At 39.4% G+C, this 10022-nt stretch carries 9 protein-coding genes and 1 pseudogene; 4 read left to right on the plus strand and 6 right to left on the minus strand.

Annotation, left to right across the window (positions count from 1 at the left end; translation table 11 throughout):
- Window positions 1-122: 122 nt before the first annotated feature.
- The 5 genes and pseudogenes from A6K76_RS16315 to A6K76_RS16335 form a co-directional block, all read right to left on the minus strand.
- Window positions 123-986 (minus strand): annotated as a pseudogene (locus A6K76_RS16315) (flagellin).
- Between the two features lie 121 nt (window positions 987-1107).
- Window positions 1108-1455: a hypothetical protein gene (locus A6K76_RS16320; RefSeq protein WP_066466637.1), complete on the minus strand. Its 348-nt coding sequence runs from the start codon at window positions 1453-1455 to the stop codon at window positions 1108-1110.
- A 188-nt stretch (window positions 1456-1643) separates the two neighbouring features.
- Entirely contained in the window at window positions 1644-2075 is a 432-nt protein-coding gene (locus A6K76_RS16325) for a MarR family winged helix-turn-helix transcriptional regulator (protein WP_066466638.1), read from the minus strand.
- Window positions 2076-2186: 111 nt separating this feature from the next.
- The gene (gene ycaC, locus A6K76_RS16330; protein ID WP_066466639.1) at window positions 2187-2825 is read right to left on the minus strand and encodes an isochorismate family cysteine hydrolase YcaC; all 639 of its coding nucleotides are present in this window, start codon (window positions 2823-2825) and stop codon (window positions 2187-2189) included.
- Between the two features lie 527 nt (window positions 2826-3352).
- Window positions 3353-3862: a YfiT family bacillithiol transferase gene (locus A6K76_RS16335; protein ID WP_066466640.1), complete on the minus strand. Its 510-nt coding sequence runs from the start codon at window positions 3860-3862 to the stop codon at window positions 3353-3355.
- 313 nt (window positions 3863-4175) lie between these two features.
- Here A6K76_RS16335 and A6K76_RS16340 point away from each other — a divergent pair, with 313 nt between their 5' ends.
- Both A6K76_RS16340 and A6K76_RS16345 read left to right on the plus strand, forming a co-directional pair.
- A complete protein-coding gene (locus A6K76_RS16340) occupies window positions 4176-5783 on the plus strand; it encodes a methyl-accepting chemotaxis protein (RefSeq protein ID WP_169818045.1) in 1608 nt (535 codons plus the stop codon).
- Between the two features lie 109 nt (window positions 5784-5892).
- Window positions 5893-6636, plus strand: coding sequence for a dihydropteridine reductase (locus tag A6K76_RS16345; RefSeq protein WP_245672013.1), 744 nt, complete (start codon window positions 5893-5895; stop codon window positions 6634-6636).
- Window positions 6637-6685: 49 nt separating this feature from the next.
- On the opposite strand, the gene A6K76_RS16350 is transcribed toward A6K76_RS16345, so the two are convergent.
- Window positions 6686-8725 (minus strand): restriction endonuclease, encoded by a 2040-nt coding sequence (locus A6K76_RS16350; protein WP_066466642.1) that lies wholly within the window; start codon window positions 8723-8725, stop codon window positions 6686-6688.
- A 168-nt stretch (window positions 8726-8893) separates the two neighbouring features.
- Between A6K76_RS16350 and A6K76_RS16605 the strand changes: the two genes are divergently transcribed.
- Both A6K76_RS16605 and A6K76_RS16865 read left to right on the plus strand, forming a co-directional pair.
- On the plus strand, window positions 8894-9568 hold the full coding sequence (locus A6K76_RS16605) for a hypothetical protein (protein WP_083995503.1): 675 nt from the start codon (window positions 8894-8896) through the stop codon (window positions 9566-9568).
- Window positions 9569-9590: 22 nt separating this feature from the next.
- A complete protein-coding gene (locus tag A6K76_RS16865; RefSeq protein WP_169818046.1) occupies window positions 9591-9761 on the plus strand; it encodes a hypothetical protein in 171 nt (56 codons plus the stop codon).
- Window positions 9762-10022 lie beyond the last annotated feature (261 nt).

The raw sequence follows: 10022 nt of genomic DNA on the forward strand, positions 1-10022 counted from the left end.
TTGTTTTCACTAAGCGCAAAATTGCTGGATGGTACGGTTGGTATCAAGTTCCCCCGCCTACGGAAAGCCTATCTCGAAGTGGAAAGCAATCTTAAGTTACGGATTATTAACTGTCATCGTCGCTAAATTAACGTAATCGTCGTCGTAACGTCCGGCGTCTTTTTTCTCGACTCGAAACGAACCTTAATCGATGTATCTGTAAAGGACGGGTGATCATCTAAATTGGAACCTAAAATATTATTTAAAGAGGTTAAAGGAATGCCATGATACGAAACGATGTCTGATGCCCAAGCAGTAGTATCTTCATATCCAACTAATCCATTGACTCTCACACCGGTAATATTATTAAACGGCGCTGTGTATTGTCTAAGCGCAGTTGTCGTAAATGTATTATTTGTTAAATCCACTTTAAATAAGTATCGTTCGCCATTAGGAGCACTTAGTGGCTCACTCCATTCTACGCCATTTACTAAGTCTGAAATCATAAAAGTAGCTTCAGAGATTTGACCTAACGTATTTTCATAAATTGTAATACTCGTTGCTTTCGATAAATCAATGGTCGAAACAGTTGTTTCCGTAGTACCTGGCGTTGTAATCGTTGTCGTGCTATTTTCTCTATTTAACAATTTCATCGTATTAAACTCTGTATTATTCGCGATGTTATTAATTCCTTGCTTCATTTGTTCTACCTCTTGTTGAATCAACTCACGATCTGCGTCAATTAATGTGTCATTGGCAGCTTGAATCGCTAATTCTCTTAATCGAATTAACGTCTCATGAATTGATCCAAGTGCCCCTTCAGCTGTCTGAATGAGTGAAATCCCGTCTTGAATATTTTGCTGCGCTTTCTCCAGACCTCGAATTTATGCATGCATCTTTTCTGAAATCGCCAATCCTGCTGCATCATCTGCTGCGCCATTAATTCGATAGCCCGACGACAGCTTTTGAAGCGTTTTAGCAGTTTTCATTCCGTTTATTTGATGCATACAACGCCGTTAAATTATGTTGAATAATCATTCTGTTCACCTCTGTATATTCCGATTTAAATTAACGTTTTACAGGAGAGGGGGGAGATACTATGATGCAATGAACAATGCGTACAAAGATTTATTTTGCTTGAATTTTGCTTATATATGGCGCCATTTCTTCAGCCGTACCAAGCCGTGTATTTGTCGTAAGGTCCTTTATCGTTCTTAATTCAATTGTGGCATCATCATTTTTGTAAAAATAAAAATGATAGTCAGGTTGCGATGTAAATATGACTTTCACTTGTTTAGAGTCGTTCCCTTTTAAAGAAATATTTCGATAATAACTCGTGTCGAATTGATCTTTGTCAAACCCTTCTTCGATAAGGTGATTTTCTACCTCATTTACGAGTAAGTAACGCATTAAGGAAATGGCACTAACTGTTATAACAGTCGTACAGATTAACAGTAACAATATTTTTTTCAGCATGAAAGCAACTCCTCTTATCACTATTTACATAGAATGGATTTTTAAGCATGTCTTAATAGAATTACAACGATTCACTTAACATTACCATAAAAAAATATTTATGTAATAAAAATCCTTATATTTATTGCGTAAAAAAGAAAAAATGAAAAAAGCAGCAAACCGCTACAAGCGAATGGACTTCGCTCTAGCTATTTGCCACCGTTTTGCTGAAGTTTTTTCAAAAGCGTTAATAGCTGCTTTTTCTCCTCTTTATTTAACGCTGAAAAATGCTCTGCCTGTACGCGTTCTTGTAATGGTGTCACTTCATTAAATACGTCTTGTCCTTTTTTCGTTAATTGAACGTATTTCGTGCGCCATTCTTGCTGTCGTTCTACTAGATCGAGTTCTTCCATCTTCGTTAATAATTGCGTAATGTTGCCTTTTGTCACAAATAATTTTTCCGCTAATTCATTTTGAGAAATTCGTTTAGACATACCAACTTGTACAAGTACATCAAACTGCGCTGCTGACAGCCCCCACTGTTTTAAATGCTGGTTTGACCCTTTTAAGCTATTCAAATAGACTCGTGATAAGCGAAACCAAATTAATAAATCCAATCGCTTATTATCTCGTTCGGTCATTTTACTATCTCCTTACTGCTACATAAATCACTTCATTCTAACGTACTTTCCTAATAAATGAAAATAAAAAAAGCTTTTAAGCACCATCGTACTCAAAAGCTTTTTCGTTATTTATTTTTGTGTTGCGTCTTTTTGTGCGCCTGCATAGCTGCCCATTACGTTTTGGTAGCCAGGTAATTGTGCCGAAATTAATGCACCGAAACCTTCAACGTCATGACGCCAATCGCGCTGTAATTCTGCTGCTACGCTAAACCAGTTCATTAATTGTGCGCCGCCATGTGCCATACGCATTAATGCCGCATTTGCAACTTGCTTACTTCCTGTACCTGAAGCATCTGCCACGACGAACACATCATAGCCTTCGTTAATCGCTGAAAGTGTTGGGAATGCGACACATACGTCCGTTACAACACCCGCAATAATTAACTGTTTTCTGCCTGTTGCTTCTACTGCCGCTACAAAATCTTCGTTGTCCCAAGCGTTAATTTGTCCAGGACGAGAGATGATTGGTGCGTCTGGGAATAAATCGATTAATTCTTGCATGAGCGGACCATTTGGACCATGTTCAAAGCTCGTCGTTAAAATAACCGGTAAGTTAAAGAACTTCGCTGTACGCGCTAATGCGATTACGTTATTTTTAAATTCATCTACCCCGTAGTCACGAACTAACCCTGAAATTAAACCTGTTTGATGATCTACTAATAATACCGCTGCGTTATCTTTGTCTAATCGTTTGTATAAGTCTGCCATAATAAAAATCCTCCTATAATGTTACGTTAATCCTGCTGTTAAACCTGTCTGACTGCTCATCATTTGTGCCACTTCATGTAGTTGCTTGTCTACTTCACACATAAACAAGCCCTCCTTATATGATGTACAGTTGTCGGTTTAGAACTAAACTGATAACTGTACACTTACTATACATAGTCCTCATAAAGTTGTCAACAAAAAGAATAAACTAATATCAGGTCTGTTGATTAGCCATTTTTATAAAGCTGAATCTGTTGCCGAGCCCCAGGAAAGCGAGCCGCAATACGCGAACTGCCAGTTGAATGGCTAATCAACACGCTTGAACTAATATAAATCTAAACATTTTCATATAAAGCATGTCATTTAGCTCATTGCTAGCGACAGAAAAAAGAAAAAACCTCTTTTCGCATGACCGAATCACTCGGCAATGCGAAAAGAGGTGAACGTATTCAACATGTTGATTTGCGAATTAATTTGTAGGAGCAACGAATGTATAACGTTGATTCCCGATTTCACGCGATGTTACATTATCGTTTCAATGCCATTTCAATATGTGCTAAATGATGCTCCTCGTGCCAAGCGAGCTTTTTCAGCTTTGTCGCAACAGTTACTTCCCCGTTGACAGCGTGAATAAATTTGCGCTCAAGTTGCTCTGGCGTAATCGTTTGTGCAAGTGCAACGATGCGTTGATTAATGCCATCTAACATAAGAAGCGAGCTTTCAACTGGCAGTTCGGTATCTGGCTCTACTGCCCATGCGTCTTGATCGAACGCTGGGACGGTTGGCGTGTCGTCTGTTAATGCAAGCTTCAGGCGCTGGTACATGTTGAGCTGCGAGTCAGCGATGTGATGCACGAGCTGGCGAACGTTCCATGCGCCGTCACGATACGTTTTGGACAGCTGTTCCTCTGTCAGTCCATCGACTACACTTCGAAGTCGCGTAACATATGTTTTCGTTTGTGCTGCCCACTCTTTTACATCGTCTGTCGTTGCGTTTGGCGGTACTTCGAGCTTACCAATTGGAAATTGTACGTCCATCATATCCCTCTTTCCATTCATTTTAGCTGTATTATACATATTTTCCTTTAGTTTTGTAAAATGATGACACCTTTCACTCAAGACATACGTACTAGTTCATATGAGGGAGGTCATAACGGAGCAGCAACATATGTACGTTGTTCCACAATGTTTTCATCACGCAAAAACAAGTAAAAAAATAACTTAAATAATTTATTTATACTAGTATATGTAAAATTTAAACGTAGAGGTGATAACAATGTCGATTAATCGGAAAATATTCGCAATGTTTAGCGGTATTTTAGTACTTGTTTTGTTTGTAAGTGGTAATTTTATGTATCAGTTAAAAACGATTGACTACGATTACACACGTGTCATTGATGCGCTCGTTCCACTCATGTCCGAAGCGTCGGAGCTGTCAACGAATGCGGTGCAAAGTGCTAGCTTCGTACAGCATTACTTAATTGGTGAGGAGCAAGCGAAGGCGGAATATGAGGCGATCATTCCTGTAATGGATACGGCGATTGCGGAAATGGCAAAGCGTGTAGACATCGTCATTGATCGTGACGTAATCGAAGCGTTACAGCAAACGTATGACGAGTACGTGACGCAGTTAAACCGTACTGTCGCATTCATTGATGATGGCAATATGGCGGAAGCGGCTCAAGTGTTACGTGAGCAAGCTGTACCGCTTGAAAAACAAATGATGCTTCATACAGCTGAAGTCGAAGCGCAAGTGCAAAATATGTTTTATTATTCGAATGACTTTAATGGCAACATTACAGACCGTACGATGTGGATGAGCAGCATACTCGTACTCGTCTTAATCGGCTTTATTGCATTAGCGAATCTATTTTTCCGCAAGTTTGTAACGAAGCCGCTCGTGCAATTAAGCGATGCCGTTTCAGACGTGGCAAACGGAAAATTAAACGGTGAAACGATTGTCATTCGCTCAAAAGATGAAATGCAGCAGCTTGCCGAGGCGTTTGAGCAAATGAAGCAATCGCTACGCACGATGATTGTACAGCTAAGCGATCATGCGACAAGTGTGGAAACGGTTGCAGAGAAAATGCGCTCATCGATTGCAACGTCGACGAGTGAAAGTCATCAAACGAGCAAGCAGCTTCAACAAGTGCTCCAGCTTGCTAAACATAACGTCGATGCAGCGAACAATAGCTCTGCTACGTTAGAGGAAACGTCAAGTGGTGTACAGCGCATTGCGGAGGCGACGAACAGCTTACAGCAAATGGCGATTGAATCGTCCACATGTGCAACACGCGGTCGTGAATCGATGCATACAATTTCAGAAACGATGGTACATATAACAGATCAAACAGCGACGACGACTGAAAAAATGGAACAGCTTATGGAGCAATCCGCACATATTACGAACATTGTCGAAGTCATTTCTGCCATTACTGCGCAGACGAACTTGCTTGCGTTAAACGCCGCTATTGAAGCATCACGCGCTGGCGAAGCAGGAAAAGGCTTCTCTGTCGTAGCCGATGAAGTTCGCAAGCTTGCCGAGCAATCGCAAACGTCCGCTGCTGAAATTCAACAAGTTGTCCAAAACGTACAGCTTGCCATTCGCGACGTTACACAGTCGATGCAGCAAAACGACGCCGCGATTCAGCAAGGCGCAAAGCAAGTCGTCGAAACGAGCGAAACGTTTGAATCGATTGAAACGTCGATCGCTCGCATGCAACGAGATATTACCGATGTATTTGCCGTTGCCGAAGAGCTTGCCGCTTCTGCTCAAGAAGTATCCGCTTCTGTAGCAGAAATTACGCAAGCGGTCGATTTAGAGTCACAGCAACTGTCCGAATCATGCGAAGCAGTCGACAACATCGCACACATTATGCAACAGCTATCGAAAGAGTCCGAGCAACTTGCTGTACAATCTGCTGAACAAAAAACATTTACGAAGCAATTTCAGCTATAAATTCGCAATAATATGACGATTCAGCTTGCATATAGTACATAAACTGTTATAATCAAAAGACACATATTGATAATCGTTATCAATTATCATCAGATGAGGAGCTACATATATGCAAATGCAAAGAAGAATTGATTGGGCAAAAATTAATAAAATCGTGGAAGAAACACCAGAAGTGAAAACGTTTTTAATCGACGTACCAGAGGACTTTACGTGGGAAGAAGGCGCACATACGCACTTCGCATTAAAAGGCTTTAACGAAGGCGAAGGACCGAACAGAGAGCTTATTCGTCACATGTCGATCTCTACGTTACCGAACGAAGGCGCAATCGGTATTACGACGCGCATTAAGGAGCTTTGTTCAGAGTTTAAATCGATTTTAAAAACGATTGAAATCGGTACAGAAGTTGCACTATTTAAAACGCACTCAAACATGCCGCTGAAAGAAGAAGGCAAAAATATTTACTTCTTAACAGCAGGTGTTGGCATCGCGACAGTTCGTCCACTTGCATTAAAATATTTACAAAACGACACGAACGTACCGAGCATTCACTCGTTAAACGTCGATTCATCAGCGCAATACGTGTTCACGGACGTTTTCACGACGAACGAAGAGAAAAACTTCACGGCGCAGTACGTAAACAGCCGCGATGCATTTTACGCGGAAGTAACGCGCTTAGTGCAAGCAGACAAAGACGGCATTTACTACATCGTCGGCAGCAACGACTTCTTAAAGGAAAACATCGCGCTATTACGTGAGCATGGCGTTGAAACATCACAAATGATGATCGACAAACGCGCAAGCTTTTTAGAGGAATTTTTCGGAGCAGAAGCGGCGAACGTAGAAGTAAAATAATAAAAAAAGCTTGGACAACCATCATCGGTAGTCCAAGCTTTTTGCTATTTTATAATCCTTTTTCGATAGCAGAAATTGTAGCACGTAATCTATTTATCACATTTTTAGTATGAGCTAGCATATATGTTGCGTTTTCAGGTGTGGATGATGTAGTTATTAAAGTTAGTATTCCTATTTCTTCTTTTGAAAGGATATGAAACACTTCCATTAACTCATCCAAAGTTGGAGAAATGGTAGTAGCTCTAAGTAAAAGGTATAAATCTCGTGCCGAAAGATTTCCTAATTGATCCTGTTCTTGTCTGAATTGAGAAACGACTAATGTGATAATTTCCATTTGTCTTTTTTTAGATTCAATAATGTCATAAAGTTTTTGCATACCATTTGGAACTTGAAAAACATACGAAATTTCCTCTAAAGACAATCCTAATGAATGGGCATTACGAGCCAATTCAATCAATTCGGTAACTGTAATAAGCGCAAATTTTTTCTTCTTTGCGTGATTTCGTATTGTATCACCACTGAAGCTAGCAGCAACAATAGCAACATATTCTGCATTGTTTTTTTCCTTATGTGTATCAATCGCTACATCACTTATATCACTATGAGATACCGTTCCTGAACTTTTAGATTTCCCGTCAACAATGGCAGTCATACTTATCCCATTATTATCTTTCCATCGAATGACTACATCTGTATCACCAGAACCACCTATACGTTTAGCATCAAATCCCATATAACAGAATATATCCGCAATACATTCTTCAAACGCTACCCCTGATTTTTTCCCAAATGCCATTGGATCATTCGAAGATGCACCTAACCGCGTAAATAATTCTTCCTCGATTCCCTGTTCACTTTGTTGCTTAACTTTTTTTACTTTAACTTCAGGTATAACATTTGTGTCTTCTTCAATATACAAGTTCAATGGTAAAGTAGAAACAAATTCCCTACCTAATGGAGTTGCTTTCAAATGTAAATATCGAGGTTCTTCCAATAAACCTGCTTCAAGTAAGAAACCTGTAATCCATCTAGTTTTTTCTCTATTCATTCCATATTTTTGAGCTTGTATATAAATATCATTTCGAACTGAATCTTGTTCAGCAGCTTGAATCAGTTCCCCTACAAATTGAATATGGCAATGTAAAATTCGAATTAAATCTAAGTCGTTTTCAGTTTCACACCAAGCTTTTCCAACTGCTGTTGCCATATAAATATTACGTCCAACTTCTTCTAATAGTCCAGATGCTCTTAAAAAAGGTAAAATGGATTCGGCACTACTAGTTTTTAAATTAAATTCAGTTTCAATAAATGTGAAAAATTCTTTTCTAGAAACACGTTCAAGTGCAAATTGAATAATCGTTCTTAAATTATTGATTCGATTTGGACTAGGTATCCAAAGGTTATATGTATTACGTTTTTTGTGATTCTCAGGATTTTCCGATAAACTTTGTAATAGCCAAGCAATTTCCTTTGGCGGATTAGGAATGGCAATTTTATTTGGATTTGAATCAAATAAATTTAAAACATCTGCTGTTATTAAACTCCAATCATTAAGAGCACTTTCGCCTTCAATCGTTAATGCCCATTTTCGATTCCCTACATCCTCAATCAGTTCTAAAACCTCTAACCAATCCATTCTACTTCTCGTATTACTAAGATTACTCCAATCTAAATCAAATGCCTCACATAATTGTTGATCAATATCTTCAATTCTTTGAGCGCTTTTATCTAAAAGTATTAAAATTTCTCCAAAAAGACGAATTTTATCTTGTATCAAGTCTGCTAAGTATCTTTTTGATGGATTTACATAAAACTGATAACCGATTTCCGTTAAACTTAAAATTCCCGCTCGATTACTAACAAGTCCCATCGTTTTCAAAAAAGTTGTATAAGAGCGCCAAGTATCAGTGTCTGTTATGCCATCTATATACGGATGGGAATCCAAATCAGTAGCTAGATTGTCAGCAACTAATTTAATCAGTTCTTTAACAAGGTAATACCAGCTTTTCTTACTGCCTTTAATATTAGGAATTGCCCATCTTTTTCTTTTCCATTCTATTTTCTGTTGTTCTAATTTTTCATCTAACATACGAGAACTCCTTCCAAAATATTATTTACAATTCTATTTTCACACATAAATTGGAATAATGATAAAATAATTCTATAAACTTTTTCGTGAATTTTATTATTTAAAAACCATCATTACACAAGTGCTATTTAGTTTAAGCTTTTCTTAAAGCAATATGGAGGCTCATATATGAACAAACTCTACTATTTCGAGGACATTACTTTTTCCGACGAGGCGCAATATCAACTGTTTGCACGCGAGCTACACGTCGCAGCCAACGACTTTCAATGCATTGCTAAAGACGCGCTATCAAGCAAGCTCATTCGCTGGCAATTTACGAAGCACGGTGAGACGATTCAGCTATATACATACGAAACGCAAATTGTAGACGGCTATTTTGACGTGCTGTTTTTTATCGAATACGGCGAATTCATGCGTGACTTTATTAGCCGTATGACACCGACGTCGCTGCGCACAAAAAATTTTCAGCGCGACATCTTTTTACCACATACGAGCGAGGCACTGGTGATCGAGCAAAAAATTGAAGCGTATTTTGAGCGCTTTCGCAATGATACGCGCGATATGCTGCACATTTACGGGCAACGAAGCTGGCATCAGGAGGCGTTTATTGTTGGCAACCGCGCTGCACTCAAGCAGCTGCAATTGGCGATTGGCGAGGCGCTTGAAAACGGCGAAATGCGCGAAACGTTTTTCCCAAGCGACGAGGAGGGCTACGACGTGTACATCGCGTGTGTGGACGATGCATTTGATTTTGAGACGCTCGACTTGCCGTATCATGATGAGGAACTGTTTAACAAGCCGAAGCCACCGTTAAAGGCGTTTACGTTGTATGGAAGTAAATAGACAGTAAGGAGTGCTATGACATATGAAAAATAAGAATAGTTTCATACCATTAGGATTAGTTGCTGGCTCTGCTGTCGGTGTGATTGTTGGCATGTTTTTAGAAGCTAGTTTCCAAGGCTTTTATATTGTGATGGGAGCGGCAATCGGCTTGTTAGTTGGCAGTGTGGCGCACGGGTTTTCTAATAAGAACTAATGTTTCTAAAGGAGGAATCGACTGGATGAACGAACATCTTCTATTTTCGGAGCCGTTGATGAACAATCCGTTTTGTCGACGAAATAATGAACTGCACTTCGTATCCTTTTCCTATAACAAGCACTTTATCAGGTCTGTTGATTAGCTATTTTTATACAGCTGAATTGCTTGTTTTTAGTAGCAAGACGCAGATGAACGCTGCATTTTTGTGGCATGGAGCGGGTGGCGAGACTCCTTGGGGAATAGCAGATCGGAAGAGCG

The sequence above is a fragment of the Caryophanon latum genome, assembly GCF_001700325.1.
GTDB classification, from domain to species: domain Bacteria; phylum Bacillota; class Bacilli; order Bacillales_A; family Planococcaceae; genus Caryophanon; species Caryophanon latum.

Excerpts from the sequence above, each read along its gene's own strand:
- A6K76_RS16320 (WP_066466637.1), bottom strand. The coding sequence starts at position 1,455 with ATGCTGAAAAAAATATTGTTACTGTTAATCTGTACGACTGTTATAACA.
- A6K76_RS16865 (WP_169818046.1), top strand. The coding sequence starts at position 9,591 with ATGAAAAATAAGAATAGTTTCATACCATTAGGATTAGTTGCTGGCTCT.
- ycaC (WP_066466639.1), bottom strand. The coding sequence starts at position 2,825 with ATGGCAGACTTATACAAACGATTAGACAAAGATAACGCAGCGGTATTA.
- A6K76_RS16325 (WP_066466638.1), bottom strand. The coding sequence starts at position 2,075 with ATGACCGAACGAGATAATAAGCGATTGGATTTATTAATTTGGTTTCGC.
- A6K76_RS16335 (WP_066466640.1), bottom strand. The coding sequence starts at position 3,862 with ATGGACGTACAATTTCCAATTGGTAAGCTCGAAGTACCGCCAAACGCA.
- A6K76_RS16350 (WP_066466642.1), bottom strand. The coding sequence starts at position 8,725 with ATGTTAGATGAAAAATTAGAACAACAGAAAATAGAATGGAAAAGAAAA.
- A6K76_RS16345 (WP_245672013.1), top strand. The coding sequence starts at position 5,893 with ATGCAAATGCAAAGAAGAATTGATTGGGCAAAAATTAATAAAATCGTG.
- A6K76_RS16605 (WP_083995503.1), top strand. The coding sequence starts at position 8,894 with ATGAACAAACTCTACTATTTCGAGGACATTACTTTTTCCGACGAGGCG.
- A6K76_RS16340 (WP_169818045.1), top strand. The coding sequence starts at position 4,176 with ATGTATCAGTTAAAAACGATTGACTACGATTACACACGTGTCATTGAT.